Origin of the sequence: Levilactobacillus fujinensis (assembly GCF_003946335.1) — a bacterium.
GTDB classification, from domain to species: domain Bacteria; phylum Bacillota; class Bacilli; order Lactobacillales; family Lactobacillaceae; genus Levilactobacillus; species Levilactobacillus fujinensis.
The window spans coordinates 1-19,538 of the sequence record NZ_RHNX01000032.1 but is presented as its reverse complement, the minus strand read 5'-3'; the positions used below and the strand labels follow the sequence as shown (position 1 = coordinate 19,538).

Below are 19,538 nucleotides of genomic sequence, written 5' to 3'. Positions count from 1 at the left end.
GCTTGTCAACTCCTTTTCTCGAAAGCCGAGTTTCTTAAATGACAAGTAGTCGCTATGGCTATTGGCACGTATCTGCTGGCCAGTAAGGTGCAATCATAGAGCAGTCCGCTTCTCAGACTGGAACCCATCACAGCAGGCTGGATTCCTGGTGGTCGGCGAGCGGTAATTTTTAGTGAAGCCTTTACTTGTAGAAGAAAGTTTGTCAGGGGAACATGCTTTTGCTGGTAATCTGAGCGTATCTTGCTTATTCTAGTAAGAGAGTAAGTTGTTACGTAAGAATCGATGAGGGAGTGTTTAATTATGCAACGGGGATTTGAAATTGTTAGTAAATATGCGGATAAGGGAATCAAACTGCCCTATCGGACCACCCAACAGGCTGCAGGATATGACTTCGAGTGTGCTGAGGATTTTACGTTACCCTCTATTTGGCGGCATGATTTGTTGCACGCATTCAAGCCATTGCGGCACAGAGAGCAATTGACAACGGCCGAACTGACTGCCGGCAACCACGATTTGAAACCGTGGCTGGTTCCAACTGGCATCAAAGCCTACATGCAGCCGGGAGAGGTCCTGATGTTGGCCAATCGTTCGAGCAATCCGTTGAAACATAATTTAATTTTACCAAATGGCGTCGGAATTATTGACGCTGACTACTATAACAATGAAAAAAACGAAGGTGAAATTTTCGTTCAACTCGTTAACGTTGGTCTTCAAGATGTTGTCATTAAAAAGGGACAACGGATTGCGCAAGGCCTGTTCATGCCCTATCTGTTAGCTGATGGTGAACAGATTCCAGAACAGCGGCGGACCGGTGGATTTGGCTCATCTGATAGAAACTAAATTTTTTGGGTTATCCCAACAGACTAGTGGGGGAAACCACCCGTGGTATGCTAGAATAAGGGTACTGAAATTAAGAGATAAGGGGAATGCAAGTGGCTAAACAGAAAACGAACTTTATTTGTCAAAATTGTGAGTATAGTTCGCCACGTTATCTGGGCCGTTGTCCGAACTGTGGTGAATGGAATACGATGGTCGAAGAAGTCGTGGTTCCGGAATCGGCTAAGCCACAATCAACACGGATCAAGCCCTCTGGTGAACATTCTAAACCCCAGTTGATGAGTGAAATCAAGCATTCCACTGAATCACGCGTAAAAACGCAAATGGAGGAGCTCAATCGGGTCTTGGGCGGGGGAATTGTTCCCGGCTCACTGATTTTGATTGGTGGAGATCCGGGTATCGGTAAATCCACGCTGTTACTTCAGGTTTCTGGGCAACTCAGTCAGACCGGCGGCAAGGTGTTGTACGTTTCTGGTGAAGAAAGTGCCTCACAGATCAAGATGCGAGCGGACCGATTAGTAGTTAACAGCGACAATCTTTACCTCTATCCGGAGACCGATATGGCCAGCATTCGGGAAAATATTGAAGAAATGCAGCCAGATTATGTGGTGATTGACTCTGTTCAAACCATGCAGGCCCCGGGGATTGAATCCGCGATTGGGTCGGTTTCTCAGATTCGGGCGGTTACCGGTGAACTGATGCAGATTGCGAAGACCAACGGAATCACGATTTTTGTCGTGGGTCATGTGACCAAGGGTGGCGCCATCGCTGGGCCTAAGATTTTAGAGCACATGGTGGACACGGTCTTGTACTTTGAAGGGGACCTCCACTACAGTTATCGGATCTTACGGGCAGTGAAGAACCGATTTGGTTCAACTAACGAACTGGGAATCTTTGAGATGCGGGATGGCGGCCTTTATGAGGTGGCCAATCCGTCCGAAATGTTCCTTGAGGAGCGACTCAAGGATGCGACTGGGTCATCAATTGTGGTCTCGATGGAGGGGACACGACCGATTCTAGTCGAAGTCCAAGCGCTGATCACGCCATCGGTTTTTGGTAACGCACAGCGAACGTCGAGTGGGCTAGACCGTAACCGGGTCTCCCTGCTGATGGCTGTGCTGGAGAAACGGGCCAATTTGATGCTTCAGAATCAGGATGCCTTTTTGAAGGCGGCTGGTGGGGTCAAACTTGACGAGCCAGCGATTGATTTAGCCATCGCCGTGAGCATTGCTTCTAGCTATCGTGACACGGCGACGGCCGCCACGGATTGTTTCGTGGGTGAGGTCGGCTTGACCGGTGAAATTCGCCGGGTCAGTCGGATTGAACAGCGAGTCGGTGAGGCCAAAAAGCTAGGATTTAAACGAATCTTTGTGCCGAAAAATAATCTGCAGGGGTGGACACCGCCGAAAGGAATCGACGTCGTCGGGGTCTCCACGTTACGGCAGACGTTAAAATTAGCGTTGGACGTCTAATCCAAGCGCTTTGAAGGGAGGTGAATTTATGCGTAAACGGACAGTTATTTTAGTCATATTTGCCATTTTAGGTGGGATCATGGGTGCTGTGTATCTGTCACGACTATGGCTCGTGATGGGAATCTCCAATCACCTCGTCAACAACCTAATTGTAAATGTCTTGCTTGGTGCTATTATTTTCCTTATTTTGGGTATGCTCTTTGCGGGGGTCTTGATTCGATTGATTAATCAAATCGAGGCTTACCTGAACAAGCAAAACCCCATGACTTTGATTTTTGGCAGTTTACTAACGATTGTCGGCTTGGCGTTAGCTCTTTTGATTTCGCAATTTCTTTTCCGGGTGCCATCGTTCTTCATCAGTAATGTGATTCCACTGATCCTGATGATCTTATTCGGTTACTTTGGGTTTCGAAGTGGGGCCCGACTCAGTAAGATTCGCGCTGAGGAGTGGCGAAAGCTTTTCCAACCGCGGGCTAAGAAGACCGAGGAAGAGGTTGACAAGAAGGTTCTAGATAAGCAAGTGGAACCGAATTTCCATCACTATAAGATTTTAGATACCAACATTTTAATTGATGGTCGTATCTATGATTTGGCAAAGACTGGTTTTCTCGAAGGGACACTGTTAGTTCCTAACTTTGTACTTTACGAACTGCAATACATTGCAGACTCCAGCGATTCTATCAAGCGGGTGCGGGGCCGGCGTGGCTTGGACATTCTAAACAAACTCCAAAACGAACACATCATGCCGATTGAAATGTACGAAGGTGATTTCGAGGATATCCCCGAGGTCGATAGCAAGTTGATTGCGCTCGCCAAACAAAACGGCGGGGTCATCGTGACCAACGACTATAACCTGAATAAGGTAATTCAATTCCAAAATGTCCAAGTACTGAACATTAATTCGTTGGCCAACGCCTTGAAGCCGCGGGTCATTCCGGGTGAGGACCTCCACGTCATGGTGGTTAAGAACGGGACTGAACGGCAGCAAGGGGTGGCTTACTTGGATGATGGCACAATGGTCGTCGTTGAGGATGGGCGTTACTTCATCAACAAGCAGCTTGATGTTGTGGTCACTAGTGCGATTCAAACGGATGCTGGGCGAATGATTTTCGCTAAGCCGTTGCACTCTAGCAAGAACATCGAAGAAAAGGCCGATGCCGGTAAATCAGGTACAGGTAAAACAAGTAGCGGCTCTAAGAACACGAAACGTTCTCGCTAAGAGCCTAAAATTGGTACCGTAGCGGTAAGTTACGGCGCCAATTTCCGTTTTCTGAGAAGGATTGAGGCCCACACCTTTATTTTTCCGCGGTGGCATTGTACACTTAAGACACTGTGTCATGAAAACATGGCAGTATTTAAATAAAACGTGAAATAAATTAGAAAGAGGCGCAAACGTTTTGGCGAAAAATTCAATTCGGGTTCGGTACGCACCGAGCCCAACCGGTCATTTACACATTGGTAATGCTCGGACGGCCATTTTCAACTATTTATTTGCCCGTCACAACAAGGGTAAGTTCATCATTCGGATCGAGGATACGGATACGAAACGTAACATCGCTGACGGTGAACGGAGCCAATTAGAAAACTTAAAGTGGCTTGGTTTGGACTGGGATGAAGGCCCTGATGTCGGTGGAGATTACGGTCCTTACCGTCAGTCGGAACGGCGCGACATTTATACCCCACTCATCCAACAATTGTTAGATGAAGGCAAAGCCTATGAATCATACCGGACGGAAGACGAATTAACTGCCGACCGGGAAGCTCAAAAGGCGCGTAAGGAAATGCCACACTACGAATATGAATACGCTGGTATGAGCGAAGAAGAAAAGCAAGCTGCCATCGACGCCGCTAAGGCTAAGGGCTTGAAACCGGTTATTCGTTTCCGCGTACCCAAGGACGAAATCTTCGAATGGGACGACATGGTTAAAGGCCATGTGTCCTTTAACTCCGATACCATTGGGGGGGACTTCGTTATCGCCAAGCGTGATGGCATGCCAACCTACAACTTTGCCGTTGTTGTTGACGACCATAAAATGGCTATCAGTCACGTCTTTCGTGGGGATGACCACGTTGCTAACACGCCAAAGCAATTGATGATCTACCAAGCATTCGGCTGGGAAGCACCAAAGTTCGGCCATATGAGCTTGATCATCAGCAAGGACACCGGTAAAAAGTTGTCCAAGCGCGACGAATCCGTCCTGCAGTTCATCGAACAATACCAGGACTTGGGTTACCTGCCAGAAGCCATGTTCAACTTCATCCTGTTGTTGGGCTGGTCACCAGTAGGCGAGGACGAGATTTTCAACCGTAAGCAATTTATCAAGATGTACGACGAAACGCGCCTGAGTTCTTCACCGGCAACGTTCGACAGTGATAAGTTGGAATGGTTGAACAACCGTTACGTCAAGGATGCCGATGACAGTACCATCATGGACTTGGCTTTGAAGCAGTTGATCAAGGCGGGGAACATTCCTGCTAACCCAGATACGGCGACTATCGAATGGTCACGTCAACTCATCAACCTCTACAAGCGGCAGATGAGTTACATGGCGCAAATCAACGATATGGCTTCCGTCTTCTTCCAGGAACCAGAACAAGTTTCGGGTGACGCCTTAGCTGAAATCAGCAACGATACGGCACCAGTCGTATTGAAGGAATTTGCTGAACGAATTGAAAAGTTGGACCTCTTTGATTCCGTAGAGATTTTCCACGTTATCAAGGCGGTTCAAGCTAAGACTGGAATCAAAGGTCGGCAACTTTGGATGCCAATCCGAATTGCCGTGACCCACGAAATGCACGGGCCAGAATTACCAGAATCGATTGAATTAGTTGGTCGCAAGACGGCCTTACAACACATTCACCAGACATTAGCACAACTCGAAGGTTAGTGATTTGGTAAAGAAGCCGAATATGAGCGGATTAGCTGCTCATTCGGCTTCTTTGTTTTCTCCGGGATATGCTACAATGGAGCTAACTCATTTGGTTCTGTGGTTCAGGGCCCGGTTTGTGGGGAATGGCCCCACTGTGGTTGCCAGGGAGGCTGCCTGTTCCAGACAAAGGGCGGGTCTGCCACCTCGCTTTGAAGCCGCGAAAAACACGCGGCGCCAAAGTTGTCCGGTGCGGTAAGCTGACCCCAAATGTCAACGAACACGACACCTTCACGGTTGGCGTTATCCCTGGCCGCCTTCAGCGACGATTGTTCAGTAATACGGTAGAAGCTCAAAGACATTAGGTGATCAACTTGTGGCATTACAGGGGTTTCGATACGGCCATTATTGAACGACAGTGTAAACCGACCGGTAAGGCGAGGTTAATCGCTACAGAATCAAAATAAAAAAGTGATGCGAAAGGAGCCTTGGGATGCTCAAAGTATTTAACACACTGACTCGGCAAAAAGAGACTTTCGAGCCAATTACCCCCGGTGTGGTCAACATGTACGTGTGTGGCCCAACCGTTTATAATTACATTCATATTGGGAACGCGCGGAGTGCCATTGCGTTTGACACGATTCGTCGTTATTTCGAATATCGCGGTTACCAAGTCAAATACGTTTCTAATTTTACTGATGTCGACGATAAAATGATCAATGAAGCCCACCGCTTAGGGGTTACAGTACCTGAACTGGGGGACCGTTTTATTGCGGCCTTTAAGGAAGATACGGCTGCGCTGAATATTGAACCAGCAACGGTCAATCCGCGAGCCACCGAGCACATCACCGAAATCGTGACGTTTGTTCAAGACCTAATTGATAAGGGATATGCTTATCCGGTTGATGGGGATGTCTATTATCGGACCCATAAGTTTGCCCACTATGGTGAATTGGCTCACATGAATTTGGACGATTTGGAAGAGGGCGCTTCTCAGCATACCAATGACGAAGAGACCGCTCGGAAGGAAGATCCAGTCGATTTTGCCCTCTGGAAGGGGGCTAAACCTGGTGAAATTTCCTGGCCATCTCCTTGGGGCGCTGGACGTCCGGGTTGGCATATCGAGTGTTCCGTGATGTCCACACACTACCTTGGCGATACCTTTGATATTCACGGTGGCGGCGAAGACTTGATTTTCCCTCACCATCAAAATGAAATTGCACAGAGTGAGGCCAAGACCGGTAAGACCTTCGTTCATTACTGGTTACACAATGGTTTTGTGACCATTGGCGATGACAACGAGAAGATGAGCAAGTCATTGGGCAACTTTGTGACGGTTCATGACATGTTAAAGACCGTGGATGCACAAACGTTGCGTTTCTTCATGGCAACGACCCAGTATCGGCGGCCGATTCAGTATAGTCAACGAAATTTGGATACGGCTGCGCGGAATTTACAACGGCTACAGACAGCCTATGACAACATGGGGTACCGGTTGAAGGACGCGGAAGCTGGTAATGATCCGAAGACGGAACAGGAAACGCGGCAGATTGTGGCGGATTACATTGATGCCATGGATGACGATTTTAATGTTCAGAACGGGGTGTCTGAAGTATACGACCTGGCGCGATTGGGCAACGTTTACGCGGAACGGCCAGTAGTCTTTAAAGGCACACTAGAGTTTATGCGGCAAACGTTGACGGACTTGCTGAGCGTTTTTGGCGTTAAGCTAACTACCGCCGCAAAATTAGACGATGAACGTATCGAGGCATTGATTCAAGAACGCATCGAAGCCCGCAACAACCGGAACTTCGAACGGAGTGATGAAATTCGCGAACAACTTAAAAATCAAGGAATCATTTTGGAAGATACGGCCCAAGGGACGCGTTGGAGAAAGGAAAATTAATGACAACTGAAGTAGCAGATTATCGACAATTGAACGGGGTAGCATTGGCCTATATGGGCGATGCGGCGTATGAAGTGATCATTCGCCGACATTTAATCGCAGAAGGCCTAGCAAAACCAAACCATTTACAAAAGACGGCGACGCACTACGTTTCGGCCAAAGCCCAAGCGGCGTTGATCAACCTGATGGAAGAAGATAAGCTTCTGAGTGAGGACGAATGGACGATGTTCAAACGTGGGCGGAATGCCAAGAGTTACACACACGCTAAGAACACGGACGTTGTGACTTACCGAATCTCGACCGGTTTTGAAGCACTCATGGGCTATCTGGCCCTGAGTGGTAAGCAAGACCGGGTGGACGAACTGGGACAATGGTGCATTCAACAAGTGGAAGCGGGGCGAACGGAGTAATGAAACCAGAACAATCAGAAAAAGATATCAGTAGTGACTTTGTTATCGGTCGACATCCAGCCGTAGCGGCTTTGCGGAGCCAACAGACCATCAACAAGGTTTTCTTACAGAGCGGGTTAAAAGCTGAAGCACTCGATGAGATTCGGCAGTTGGCAAAGAAACGTCACCTAGTCATTTCCGAAGTGCCTAAGCAAAAACTAGACCTATTGACAGATCACCAAAATCACCAAGGGGTCGCCTTAGGGGTTGCGGCCTTTGAATATGCGACCATTGATGATTTATTTGCTAAGGCCGAAGCTGCCGGTGAAGCGCCATTCTTCTTGGTTCTAGATGGCGTTGAAGATCCCCATAACTTGGGGTCAATCTTGCGGACGGCCGATGCCAGTGGTGTTCACGGGATCATTATTCCAAGACGTCGGGCAGTGGGCTTGACCTCCGTGGTGGCGAAGACGTCGACCGGGGCCATTGAAACGGTACCGGTTGCGCGGGTCACCAACATGGTCAATACGGTCAAGGAATTGAAGGACCGCGGCCTGTGGATTTTTGGTACCGACATGGATGGCACCGACTATCGTGACTGGGATGCTAAGGGAGCCAGCGCATTGATCATTGGTAACGAAGGCAAGGGGATCTCTCGCTTGTTAAAGGAAACGGTTGACGTGACGTTGACGATTCCAATGGTCGGTCACGTGCAGAGCTTAAACGCCAGTGTTGCGGCTGGATTGCTGATGTATCAGGGTTTCAGTTCTCGTCACCCCGTGCAACACTAAGCCAAAAAGAAATGAGCGAGGGATAATGAAAGAAGACATTTTAATTGTCGATGCCTATAACATGATCGGCAACTGGCCCAAACTCAACCGGTTGAAATTAGCAGACCGGTTACCAGAAGCACGGGATGAGCTGCTGAGTATGTTGGCCAACTATCGCAAACTCCGCGATGCCTCGATTACCGTGGTGTTTGATGCTATGTACGTTCCTGGAATTTCTAAGAGTTATAAGCAGTTTGACTTAGAAGTGGTTTGGACGAATCGGGATGAGACCGCGGATAGCTATATTGAAAAATTGGCTAAGGAACGGCAAACGCGTTTCACGCAAGTTACAGTCGCCACTAGTGATCAGGCTGAACAGTGGACCATCTTCTCTGAAGGGGCCCTCCGAATTCCAGCGGGTGAACTTCTTCGAGACATTGAACGGGCCCAAAATGAGGTCAAGCAAACGGCCCGCGAGTTTGCGGACAAGGGGATGGTCCGTAAATCGCCGTGGAATGACCAGCAGCTCTATAAGCTAGAAAAACTGCGAGACCAGATGATGGCGAAACCGACGAAGAAAAAGAAAAAGTAATTAAGTTGGGGATGGCCTGGCTCAGTCAGATTAATGGTGCAGTAGGATGGCGGCCACGCGATGCTGAAAGGCTGAGATGATCGGCTGCTTTTTTGCGGTCATGACAGAGGCTGGGGTTCAACCGTTAGCAGAGAATATAAATTTTAAAATGAACGTTCGTTCGCTCGGTGAATGGACGGCCTTCCCGTAGACTGGAATTACCGGACGAAGGGGAGGCTTTTTCATTGACCGAGTTAAGCGATACCGCACTATTAGAGTTGATTCATCAGGAGACATTCACCGGCATTAGGTGTTCTATTTGAACGTTATCGACCGGTGCTGTATCGGATGCAGCGCCGTTATTTTATTCCCGGGCATGACGCTGATGATTGGGAGCAAGAAGCATTGCTGGTTTTTTGTACCGTCATTGAAAACTTCGAATTTAGTCGTTCCTTAAGCTTTGGGGCCTTTTATCGGTTAAATCTAGCACATCGCGTGTACGATTTGATTCGTAAAAGCCACGCGTTAAAGCGGCAGGCGGAGCAATTGCCAGTTTCCATTGAAGAACATGGGGCCTACTTCGCAGATACCTTGGTTGACGAACATTGGGTTGTGCGTGAACAGCTGGAAGTCAAGGAAACGCTGGTGCAATTGCAGGGCGAGCTGTCGGCAATCGAGCGGGTCGTGTTTACGGGACTGGTCCAGGGCAGCAGTCTGGGAGCCATTAGTCAGCAGCAGGCTTTGCCGTTAAAGCAGGTGATTTCCGCAGCACACAGAAGTCAGATCAAGCTGCGACGACTATTGGCCGAATGATTGACGGGCAGGGCAAACGATGGTAAGCTATTGCAGTATGAGTTGAAGACGATTTGATCAAAGGTGGTGGCAAAATGGCTCAACGGAAAATTGCCCTGGCTTGTTCGGTTTGCGGGTCACGGAATTACACCATCACAGCAAGTGCAACCCGCACGAAACGGCTAGAGGTTATGAAGTTTTGTAAATATTGCGGTAAGCACACGTTACACCGCGAAACCCGTTAATTTGACTAATCACAACGACAAACACTAATTTTAGGGAGGCAACACCATGCGTTTATTCCGTTTTTTTAAGTCAGTCGGACAGGAAATGAAACAAGTTTCTTGGCCAGGCCCTAAGCAGACCCGGCACGATACTGGGACTGTCGTCGGTATCTCAGTTCTGTTCGCAATCTTCTTTGCGGTTGTTGACTGGGTGGTTCAGTTTGGCCTGAAGTTCCTCGCTTAGTGGAATTGTCGGTAGTCAAATGTGACTAAATATGCTATATTAGTAGGTAACAGGGAACTTCGTGTACGCGGAGTTTTTTTTATTTTGCTCGAAAAGTCAATGAAATTAAAGGAGTGCACCAAAATGGTTGAGTCAGCTGAAAAGCAATGGTACGTTCTTCACACCTACGCGGGTTACGAGAACAAGGTTATGGCAAACTTGGAATCCCGGGCCGAATCAATGGGGATGCAAGATAACATCTTCCGGGTCGTTGTTCCCGAAGAAGAGGAACACGAAGTTAAGAACGGTAAAGACAAGGTCACAATGGAAAAGACTTTCCCTGGCTACGTTTTAGTTGAAATGGTCATGAGTGACCAAGCTTGGTACATTGTGCGGAACACACCTGGTGTCACTGGGTTCTTGGGTTCTCATGGTCAAGGGAGTAAGCCAACACCATTGTTACCTGATGAAGTTGAACGCATCTTACGTCGGGTTGGGATTTCCGCGCGGCATGCCGATTTGGACGTTGCTCCTGGCGACTCCGTAACAATCGTCGATGGTGCCTTCAGTGGCTTAGTCGGTAAGATTACTGAAGTCGATAACGAAAAGATGAAGTTGAAGGTCAACATTGACATGTTCGGTCGGGAAACGAGTACTGAACTGAACTTTGACCAAGTTGATCCAATCTTAGGTTAATTTGAAAAGAACTTGTTGCAGTTAGTAAAGTGTGGTATGATTCTCAGGTATGCGTGATGCATATGTACAAAGTGGGAGGGGCAAACTAACAGCCCCACTTACCACACACGGACTCAAGGAGGTATTGTCTCGTGGCTAAAAAAGTAGCTAATGTCGTTAAATTACAGATTCCTGCGGGTAAAGCAACCCCAGCTCCCCCAGTTGGACCAGCTTTAGGTCAAGCAGGTATCAACATCATGGGCTTCACTAAGGAATTCAACGCTCGTACCGCTGACCAAGCTGGTATGATCATTCCTGTTGTGATCAGTGTCTATGAAGATCGTTCCTTTGATTTCATCACTAAGACCCCTCCAGCAGCAACGCTGTTGAAGAAGGCCGCTGGTGTTGAAAGTGGTTCCGGCGAACCTAACACGAAGAAGGTTGCTACGGTAACCAAAGATCAAGTTAAGCAAATCGCTGAAACTAAAATGCAAGATCTAAACGCAGCTGATGTTGAAGCAGCTATGCGCATGATTGAAGGTACTGCCCGGAGCATGGGCTTCACGGTCGAAGGTTAAGCTCAGTTTTCGGATAGTCGGACACTTCACGAAAATGAAATGTGTCAAGTGGGAGGTTTATCCGTTACAACCACATTTGCAAGGAGGAATACACAAAAATGGCTCATAAACGAGGTAAGAATTATCAAGACGCTGCCAAAATGGTCGAGGCTGACAAGGTCTACGGCATGGGCGACGCGATTGATTTAGTTAAGAAGATGGATTTCGCTAAGTTCGATGCAACTGTTGAAGTTGCTTTCAAGCTTAACGTTGATACAAAGCAAGCGGACCAACAACTCCGTGGCGCATTAGTATTACCAAATGGTACCGGTAAGGAAACCACGGTAATCGTATTCGCTAAGGGGGACCAAGCTAAGGCTGCGCAAGCTGCTGGTGCTGACGTTGTTGGCGAACAAGACTTAGTAGAACGTATCCAAGACGGTTGGTTGGACTTTGACGTTGCCATTGCAACGCCAGACATGATGGCCCAAGTTGGTCGTTTAGGTCGTGTCTTAGGACCTAAGGGCTTAATGCCTAACCCTAAGACGGGTACCGTTACGATGAACGTCGAAAAGGCTGTTTCCGATGCTAAGAACGGGCAAGTTACTTACCGGACTGACCGGGACGGTAACGTTGCTGTTCCATTTGGTAAGGTTTCCTTTGATGCTGACAAGCTTGCCGGCAACTTGAAGACTATTGCCGAAACGATTGTTCGTATTCGCCCAGCCGCTGTGCGTGGGACTTACGTGCAACACGTTTCAATCGCATCAACGTTTGGCCCTAGTGTCGACGTTGACTTGGCTTCTTTATTAGACTAAGTAAAATGTGATTAAAAAAATCCCTAGCAGTATGTTGACAGTGATGTCGAAGTATTGTATGCTATTGAAGTTGTATTTAATAGATCTACCTAAGACTCAGGTGGCCTAATGGTCTTAATTTCCTGCCGAGGAAGAAGTTTACTTAAACTTTGGACTCCTTATGTCTTGGTGGCATAGGGATTTTTTTATCCCACCAAACTACTCCGGGAGGTGAATTAATTTGAGTGAACAAGCTATCGCAATTAAGTCAAAAAAGGTTGATGAGGTTGTTGAAAAATTCAACAACGCCACCAGTGCTATCGTCGTTGACTACCGTGGTCTAACTGTTGAAGAAGCAACTGAATTACGGAAGCAATTACGTGAAGCCGGCGTTCATATGAGCGTTATCAAGAACAAGATTTTGGTTCGGGCTGCTGAAAAGGCTGGTTACAGTGATCTTAACGATCTCTTTGCAGGCCCTACTGCTGTTGCTTTCTCTGACGAGGATGCAATTGCCCCAGCTAAGGTTTTGAAGAAGTTTGCTGATGGTGTTGACGACCTTGAAATCAAAGGTGGTTTCATCGAAGACAAGATTGTCTCCGTTGACGAAATCAACACTTACGCAAGCTTGCCAAGTCGTGAAGATCTTCTTTCTATGCTGGCTAATGTCTTACAGGCACCAGTACGGAACGTTGCTTACGCGGTTAAGGCTATTGCTGAAAAGGGTGACGAAGGCGACGCAGCCTAAGTTCCTGATTCAAATTTGAAACATAAAATATAAAACCCAATTATTGGAGGAAAATAACATGGCTTTTGATAAAGATGCTATCATCGCTTCTCTTAAAGAAGCATCCATTACTGACCTTAACGACTTAGTTAAGGGTATCGAAGACGAATTCGGCGTATCCGCTGCTGCCCCAGTTGCTGCAGCCGGTGCTGCTGGTGGCGACGCTGCTGCCAAGGATTCATTCGACGTTGAATTAACTGAATCTGGTGACGCCAAGGTTAAGGCCATCAAGGCTGTCCGTGAAATCACTGGTTTAGGCTTGAAGGACGCTAAGGGCCTCGTTGACAACGTACCATCTGTCATCAAGGAAGGCGTTTCTGAAGACGAAGCTAACGACATCAAGGAAAAGCTTGAAGCCGTTGGTGGTGTGGTTACGCTTAAGTAGTCACCTTCACTTACGAAATGAAAAACCGTTGCCTTCGGGTGACGGTTTTTTTGTATTCTCAGATTCGGCATAGTCATCCAGTGATCATCCGGTTTAGCTATGAAAAATGATGAAGTCTAAACCAAGTATTCGTCAAGCACACGGAATGTTAGGTATGATTTTTTTAATTTTTGGCTTAATCTAAGTGTTAGGGATAGTAATTTAACTGAAAAATGATTAAGCTAGGTGAGAAGTTAAGCACGAACGGAGTGAAAAAATGGCCGGAACAATTTTAATTGTTGAAGATGACGAAGCACTGTTGGCGTCGCTGACGACTGAATTACAATTTGAGGACTACACGGTGTTAAACGCTATGGATGGCAAAACGGCGCTGGAAATTTATGAATCGAACCGGGGGCAACTCGACTTAGTATTGTTAGATTGGATGCTGCCCGAACTAGATGGGTTGGGCGTTCTGCGCCGAATCCGCAAGCACGATGATCTCCCCGTCATTATGATGACCGCCCGCGATTATATCGGGGATAAGGTGGCTGGTCTCGACACCGGCGCGGATGATTACATTACGAAACCATTTGAAATTGAGGAGTTGTTAGCGCGGATTCGCGTTATTTTACGGCATCAAAATCGGCAGGCCATCGTTGACAGTCAACTGCATGTGGCGGATGTGACGTTGGATACCCGGTCACGGCAGGTCCTGCGTAACGGCAAGCTGGTCCAACTCACGCAACGAGAATACGAACTTTTACTTTGCTTAATGAAGAATGCTGGGCAGACGCTGACGCGCGATGAACTATTAGATGCGGTCTGGGGTGTTGATTTTGAAGGACAACCGAACGTGGTGGATGTCTATATTCGTTATTTGCGGCATAAGTTAAACGAGGAACAGGCCCCGCGCTTGATTCATACTGTTCGCGGTGTCGGTTACGTTCTCTCCGCCGAATATAGTGGGTGATGTGCATGATGAAAAGTAAACGCCGGGTCACGACCGCCCAAGAGATTCAGCACCGCTTTGTTTGGATGCTGGTCATTGTGACTTTGACGATGGGCATGGCCATCGTCGGTACGGTCGGTTATCAGCTAGTGAAACAGAGCGAACAATCTTCGGTTGAGCTAATGGCGAGTCTGAAACGATCGATTATTGACGACAAACCGGACTGGCAACGGTGGCGGAAGAACAGTTCAATCAATACGAAGAACACTTTTGTCCGCGTCTATAATAGTAAGATTGGCGAGGCGCCGGCAACCTTTTACTCGCCAAACACAAAGAAGTTTATCAAGGCGAAACATTATCAAATGCCAATCTTTTCGGCGGTTGCGTATACCCCTAGATATGGATTTACCTATTACCGGTCAGGGTCGCGACTAGGTATCCAATCGGAAATTTGGTTAAGCCTGTCGCCGATTACGACGGTCTTGCTGTCAGTGATTGGCGTGGTCTTGGTGATTATGTTCCTGACAATAATCTTGGGCTGGGCATATGTTCGATTAGCCGCCAAACATATTACGGAACCACTGGCCAGCCTAAATGTGGCGGCGCGTGAGCAATCACAGACGCAAACGATTAAGGCGGCGTTGCCTGTACCCAATCAGCCGAGTGAAGTTACAGAGTTGGCTAATAGTTTTAACGACCTGCTGGCGGCCATTAATGAACACGCCGTGCAGGAGCGCGAGTTCATTTCAAATGCGGCGCATGAGTTACGGACACCGATTGCCGCTATTCGGGGTCACGTCCGGTTGATTGAACGGCGGGGGACCGAGCATCCCGAAATTATCCCCAAGTCCGTTCAATTCATTGATGAGGAATCGACGCGGATGCAAAAGTTGGTCAACAGTCTATTGACGTTGTCACGAGCTGATCGGGGAACACTAACACTTGCTTATTTTGACTTGGCAGAAGCCATTAATGAAACGGTTGAAGAAGAGCGTGCTGTTTTACAGCAGCCCATTCAGGTAGTTGGTGAGGATGCGGCTATTGTTTTTGGCAATGCCGAAAGCGTTCAGCAGATACTCACGGCCTTGATTGATAACGCGGGGAAATACTCGCCAGAAGATCACCCCATTACAGTCGCTTTGGGGACAACGGATAGAACTGCCGAGATTCGCGTTCAGGACCTGGGATTAGGCGTGGCTGACGCGGATAAGACACATATCTTCGAACGATTCTACCGCGTAGACTCCGCTCGTACCCGTCAAATTGGCGGTACAGGATTGGGTCTAGCCATTGTCGCCCAGCTGGTCAAGCTCAATCATGCCACAATTAAAGTGGTTGACAACCAGCCACAGGGGAGTCAGTTCGTATTGACATTCCGGGATAAGACGGCAAATGGAAAAAGCAGCTAACCGGTCATAATGAGGATTTTGAAACTTTCATCCTTAAAAACTTAGCAAATCCAACGCCCAATAAGCTTCAAACCAATATTCTGATAAATTCTCAGATTAATCTCTTTTGGTCACAGTATTTGATTATTAAGCACTTAGTTATTATGGAGACAGTTAATTTCCATAAGAGCTAAGTGCTTTTTTGTGGTTTAAGGAGTGGATCGTATGCAATTAATTTCAATCGTGGTGCCTTGCTATAACGAGCAGGAGAGCCTACCACTATTTTATAAACGGGTTGAACAAATTATGACGGAATTCAATCGTCATCGAGATCAATTTCAATGGGAATACTGGTTCGTTAATGATGGATCCAGTGATGAGTCTTTAAAACAAATGCAATACCTACACGCCGCCAATCCAGAGGGCGTCCATTACGTTAATTTTTCGCGTAATTTTGGGAAGGAGGCCGCCTTGTTGGCCGGCTTAAAGGCGGCTCAGGGAGACCTGGTAGCAGTCATGGATGTTGATTTGCAAGATCCACCAGAACTCCTCCCAACAATGATTGAGACGTTGATCGAGACGGATTACGACGTGGTTGCCACGAAGCGGTCTGATCGAACCGGTGAACCATGGTTGCGGTCAAAGTTGTCGCAGGCTTTTTACCACGTGATCAATCATATCTCACAGGTTCAAATCGTCCCAGGTGCGCGTGATTACCGCCTTATGCGGCGACAGGTCGTTCAGGCAATTATCGACATGCCCGAATATAACCGATTTTCCAAGGGGATTTTCAGTTGGGTCGGTTTTAAGACCAAGTACCTGAGCTTTCATCATCAAGATCGAGTTGCTGGCAAGACTCACTGGTCCATGCGGCAATTGCTGGATTATTCGCTCGAAGGCATCATGGATTATTCCGAAGTTCCCTTAGCCATTGCGTCTTGGTTAGGTGGTCTGTCGTTTGTGGGCGCCATTCTAGGGATGCTATGGATCGTCTTTCGGGCGCTTCTGTTTGGCAATCCAACGGCCGGCTGGCCATCATTGGTCGCCATTATTTTAATGCTCGGGGGCCTGCAGCTTTTATGCCTGGGAATTCTCGGTAAATACGTGGGGCGAATCTATTTGGAGACGAAGCACCGGCCACAATATTTGATCAAGGAACAACGTTAGGAGGAGCACAATGACACTGACAGAACGGAATCAGCAATTAGCCTTGGGCTGTTTTGGCCTATTCGGGATTCTGGCAATTTTAATTAAAGTTCGCTTTGAACCACTCATGCAGGTGGATCACCAATGGCTAACGGCATTCAGCACGAGTCCCCTGGGGCAGCACGTGCGCGTGTGGGAGTGGCTGACCCTGCTAGGCAGCCCGCTGGTTACCAGTGGCTTAGCGGTCATCTTGGCATTATTTCTCTGGCGGATTCGCCAGTATGGTTGGTCGTTAGCAACCCTCACGGCAATCGTGACAGGGGATGGCCTACTCCTGGTGATTAAAGCTTTAGTCGGTCGGATTCGACCATTCCAACAGGTGGTGCCCGATACGGGGTTCAGTTTTCCCAGTGGCCACGTCTTTAGTACGGCTTTATTAGCATTTATTGTCTGGACGCTACTCATGCAATGGCTGGGCCGGAGCTGGGTGAGTTGGAGTGTGATAACGCTTATGGCGATGGTCCTTATCGGCGTCCTATTTGCCCGCTTGGGGTTGCGTGATCATTATCCTAGCGACGTGCTAGGGAGTCTGTTGTTGGCGAGTGGCTGGTGGTTACAGATTGTCAGTGTGCTCGAACGTGTCACCAAGAAGCGGCGGCAACAGCAGACACAAGAATGAATTGTGGGGTGGAGAAGAAATGCAGCAGTTGGAACGAAAACGATTATGGCAAAATGTGGGGTTAGCTTGGGGGTTGGCCTTGCTAGTTGTCATGGGCGTCTTTAGTTATTGGGGAATCACCCCCTTTGGCAATCATAGTTTATTAATGAGCGACATGGGGACACAGTACATCCCGTTTTTAACGGCCATGCAACATGCGTTCAAGTATCAGGTCTTTCACCTGTATTCTTTCTCGCAGTCTTTGGGAGGTTCAGTGGTTCCGACTATAGCTTATTACCTGTTGAGCCCGTTCAACTTACTAGTCGTCTTCTTTAGTGCGGCGCAGGTACCGATTGCGGCCAGTCTGATTATCATGTTAAAAATTGCGACGATTGCCGCGACGATGACGTGGTACTTACAACAACACTTTCGTACGACCCAACGGCTAACGGTGATTTTTGCCCTTGCGTTTAGTTTTTGTGGCTTTGTCGCGATGAACTATTTTGATTATATGTGGCTGGATGCCTTGATTGTCCTCCCCTTGGTTGCGGCGGGTGTTGACCGGCTGGTTTGGCAGGGAAAGCCACGTTTCTTCTTCAGCTGGTTACTCGTTAGTATTTTGACAAATTATTACTTGGGGTACATGACTTGTCTATTTACGGTATTCTATTTCGGCTACGTTTTTTACGGCTGGTTGACGGATAACAACCGGTCAGGTCAGGCCAAAGAGTGGTGGGGACGCCTAACACAGTTTACATTGACCGCTTTGCTGAGTGGTTTGAGTGCGGCAATCGTGTTGATTCCAACTGGGTTAGGGATGTTGTTAACGGCAAAACAGACGCCCAATCCGTTAAACTTCCGGGTCGTTCCGGAATTCGGATTAGAATTCTTTACACAGTTTGGGGTGGGGGCGACTAACTATACCCAGCGACTATGGCACGCACCGACCGTCTTTGTGTCTAGTGCGGTCGTTCTACTGGTCTTGGTTTACTTCGTCCATCCACAGATTTCTCGACGCCAAAAGTGGTCGGCGGGAGGACTCCTACTCGCGTTATTTTTGGCGATGTGGGTGCGGGCGTTCAATACGGTCTGGCACCTGATGCAGGCACCGGCAGGATTTCCATTTCGTAACGTTTTCTTCTTTAGTTTTGTCATGGTCATGCTGGCCTTTGCGGCTTGGCAGAAAAATCCACGGGCGATTCGTCGCGGTTGGCAGTGGGGATTACCAGGATTACAGGTGTTGAGTATGGTTCTCGGTGCAAGATTCGTCGTGTTTATGGCCAATCTGGTACGGGGACATTCAGCAAAATTGGAAAAATACTACGGCAACATCCAACAGATCCACTGGCAAAGTTTAGCTATCGCCGCGGTCTACGTGGTCGTTACAGCACTCGTGATCTTTGCAACGCAGGGACTATGGCGCAAATGGCTGATCAGTGGGCTGATTTTAACGGAGGTTGGCGGCAACTTTATCCTGGCCATTGGCACCACTAATTTTGGGAACCAAACGGCCTACACCAAAGCTTATCAAAATGAAAATCGGCAGATGGGGCGGGTGAATGATCCGGATGGCCAACTTTACCGGGTTCAAAACGATAATACACTCATTAACCGGGCTTACCAGGGAACTTACAATAATTACAATGACAGTCTGCTCTTTAACTTTCATGGGGTGGCGTCGTATAGTTCGACGTTAACTGAGCAGACGCGACAAATGCTGAAACAGTTGGGATTGGTCAGCGATAATGTCCGTCGCATTGGGTCTGCCGGATTGACGCCCTTAACAGAACTATTGCTGGGAGTGAAGGATACGGTCCATTTAACGACAAACAGTGCGAAAACGATACCAACGACCAGCTATAGCGGAATGGGTTTTGCCGTATCCCCTGCACTGGGGAACGTCAAGTTGGGGGCGAATGCACTGCGTAATCAAGAGACAGTAATGCAGGCATTACAGCCAAGCAAGCAGGCTTATTTCACACAAGCTAAGCTGGGAACCGACCAGGTCAAGCACGTCACTGAGGTGCAGGGCGTGAAGACGACTTACAGTTACCATCACGTTTTAAAATTAAAAGCCACAGCGAATTGAAGTGCCGTAAAATTATTAGACAGAAAGACTAATAATTTTGAGGTGGTTTTATGAAGAAATATACGTTTGAGTTC

At 47.9% G+C, this 19,538-nt stretch carries 21 protein-coding genes and 1 other annotated feature; all 21 genes read left to right on the top strand.

What is annotated here, in order from left to right:
- The first annotated feature begins 300 nt into the window (after positions 1-300).
- The gene (locus tag EKM89_RS10885) at positions 301-840 is read left to right on the top strand and encodes a dCTP deaminase/dUTPase family protein (RefSeq protein WP_125688467.1); all 540 of its coding nucleotides are present in this window, start codon (positions 301-303) and stop codon (positions 838-840) included.
- Positions 841-932: 92 nt separating this feature from the next.
- Complete coding sequence (radA, locus tag EKM89_RS10880) at positions 933-2,309, top strand: DNA repair protein RadA (protein ID WP_125688465.1); 1,377 nt, start codon at positions 933-935, stop codon at positions 2,307-2,309.
- A 28-nt stretch (positions 2,310-2,337) separates the two neighbouring features.
- Positions 2,338-3,528 (top strand): PIN/TRAM domain-containing protein, encoded by a 1,191-nt coding sequence (locus EKM89_RS10875; RefSeq protein ID WP_125688464.1) that lies wholly within the window; start codon positions 2,338-2,340, stop codon positions 3,526-3,528.
- 178 nt (positions 3,529-3,706) lie between these two features.
- Complete coding sequence (gene gltX, locus EKM89_RS10870) at positions 3,707-5,197, top strand: glutamate--tRNA ligase (RefSeq protein WP_125688452.1); 1,491 nt, start codon at positions 3,707-3,709, stop codon at positions 5,195-5,197.
- A 472-nt stretch (positions 5,198-5,669) separates the two neighbouring features.
- Complete coding sequence (gene cysS / locus EKM89_RS10865) at positions 5,670-7,082, top strand: cysteine--tRNA ligase (RefSeq protein ID WP_125688450.1); 1,413 nt, start codon at positions 5,670-5,672, stop codon at positions 7,080-7,082.
- Positions 7,082-7,492, top strand: a complete 411-nt coding sequence (locus tag EKM89_RS10860; RefSeq protein WP_125688448.1) for a Mini-ribonuclease 3 — start codon at positions 7,082-7,084, stop codon at positions 7,490-7,492. The genes cysS and EKM89_RS10860 overlap by 1 nt, the downstream gene beginning before the upstream one ends.
- Positions 7,492-8,262 (top strand): 23S rRNA (guanosine(2251)-2'-O)-methyltransferase RlmB, encoded by a 771-nt coding sequence (rlmB, locus tag EKM89_RS10855; protein ID WP_125688446.1) that lies wholly within the window; start codon positions 7,492-7,494, stop codon positions 8,260-8,262. Before EKM89_RS10860 ends, rlmB begins: the two co-directional genes overlap by 1 nt.
- A 25-nt stretch (positions 8,263-8,287) precedes the next feature.
- Positions 8,288-8,833 (top strand): NYN domain-containing protein, encoded by a 546-nt coding sequence (locus tag EKM89_RS10850; RefSeq protein ID WP_125688444.1) that lies wholly within the window; start codon positions 8,288-8,290, stop codon positions 8,831-8,833.
- 327 nt (positions 8,834-9,160) lie between these two features.
- Positions 9,161-9,625 carry a sigma-70 RNA polymerase sigma factor region 4 domain-containing protein gene (locus EKM89_RS10845; RefSeq protein ID WP_263853927.1) on the top strand — a complete coding sequence of 155 codons (465 nt, stop codon included), beginning with the start codon at positions 9,161-9,163 and terminating at the stop codon, positions 9,623-9,625.
- Positions 9,626-9,699: 74 nt separating this feature from the next.
- Positions 9,700-9,849 (top strand): 50S ribosomal protein L33, encoded by a 150-nt coding sequence (rpmG, locus tag EKM89_RS10840; protein ID WP_082153174.1) that lies wholly within the window; start codon positions 9,700-9,702, stop codon positions 9,847-9,849.
- A 46-nt stretch (positions 9,850-9,895) separates the two neighbouring features.
- Positions 9,896-10,072 (top strand): preprotein translocase subunit SecE, encoded by a 177-nt coding sequence (secE, locus tag EKM89_RS10835; protein ID WP_125688442.1) that lies wholly within the window; start codon positions 9,896-9,898, stop codon positions 10,070-10,072.
- 123 nt (positions 10,073-10,195) lie between these two features.
- Entirely contained in the window at positions 10,196-10,747 is a 552-nt protein-coding gene (gene nusG, locus EKM89_RS10830; protein WP_048732452.1) for a transcription termination/antitermination protein NusG, read from the top strand.
- Between the two features lie 131 nt (positions 10,748-10,878).
- Complete coding sequence (rplK, locus tag EKM89_RS10825) at positions 10,879-11,304, top strand: 50S ribosomal protein L11 (protein ID WP_020088139.1); 426 nt, start codon at positions 10,879-10,881, stop codon at positions 11,302-11,304.
- 98 nt (positions 11,305-11,402) lie between these two features.
- Entirely contained in the window at positions 11,403-12,101 is a 699-nt protein-coding gene (gene rplA, locus EKM89_RS10820; protein ID WP_125688440.1) for a 50S ribosomal protein L1, read from the top strand.
- A gap of 70 nt (positions 12,102-12,171) precedes the next feature.
- Positions 12,172-12,296, top strand: a sequence feature (ribosomal protein L10 leader region).
- A 25-nt stretch (positions 12,297-12,321) separates the two neighbouring features.
- The gene (rplJ, locus tag EKM89_RS10815; RefSeq protein WP_125688438.1) at positions 12,322-12,828 is read left to right on the top strand and encodes a 50S ribosomal protein L10; all 507 of its coding nucleotides are present in this window, start codon (positions 12,322-12,324) and stop codon (positions 12,826-12,828) included.
- 58 nt (positions 12,829-12,886) lie between these two features.
- Positions 12,887-13,252, top strand: a complete 366-nt coding sequence (gene rplL / locus EKM89_RS10810) for a 50S ribosomal protein L7/L12 (RefSeq protein ID WP_125688436.1) — start codon at positions 12,887-12,889, stop codon at positions 13,250-13,252.
- A gap of 256 nt (positions 13,253-13,508) precedes the next feature.
- Positions 13,509-14,204 carry a response regulator transcription factor gene (locus tag EKM89_RS10805; protein ID WP_125688434.1) on the top strand — a complete coding sequence of 232 codons (696 nt, stop codon included), beginning with the start codon at positions 13,509-13,511 and terminating at the stop codon, positions 14,202-14,204.
- A gap of 5 nt (positions 14,205-14,209) precedes the next feature.
- Positions 14,210-15,592 carry a sensor histidine kinase gene (locus EKM89_RS10800; protein WP_225421868.1) on the top strand — a complete coding sequence of 461 codons (1,383 nt, stop codon included), beginning with the start codon at positions 14,210-14,212 and terminating at the stop codon, positions 15,590-15,592.
- Positions 15,593-15,796: 204 nt separating this feature from the next.
- On the top strand, positions 15,797-16,738 hold the full coding sequence (locus EKM89_RS10795; RefSeq protein WP_125688432.1) for a glycosyltransferase family 2 protein: 942 nt from the start codon (positions 15,797-15,799) through the stop codon (positions 16,736-16,738).
- A 10-nt stretch (positions 16,739-16,748) separates the two neighbouring features.
- The gene (locus tag EKM89_RS10790) at positions 16,749-17,396 is read left to right on the top strand and encodes a phosphatase PAP2 family protein (RefSeq protein ID WP_125688430.1); all 648 of its coding nucleotides are present in this window, start codon (positions 16,749-16,751) and stop codon (positions 17,394-17,396) included.
- Positions 17,397-17,415: 19 nt separating this feature from the next.
- Positions 17,416-19,464: a YfhO family protein gene (locus EKM89_RS10785; RefSeq protein ID WP_125688428.1), complete on the top strand. Its 2,049-nt coding sequence runs from the start codon at positions 17,416-17,418 to the stop codon at positions 19,462-19,464.
- Positions 19,465-19,538 lie beyond the last annotated feature (74 nt).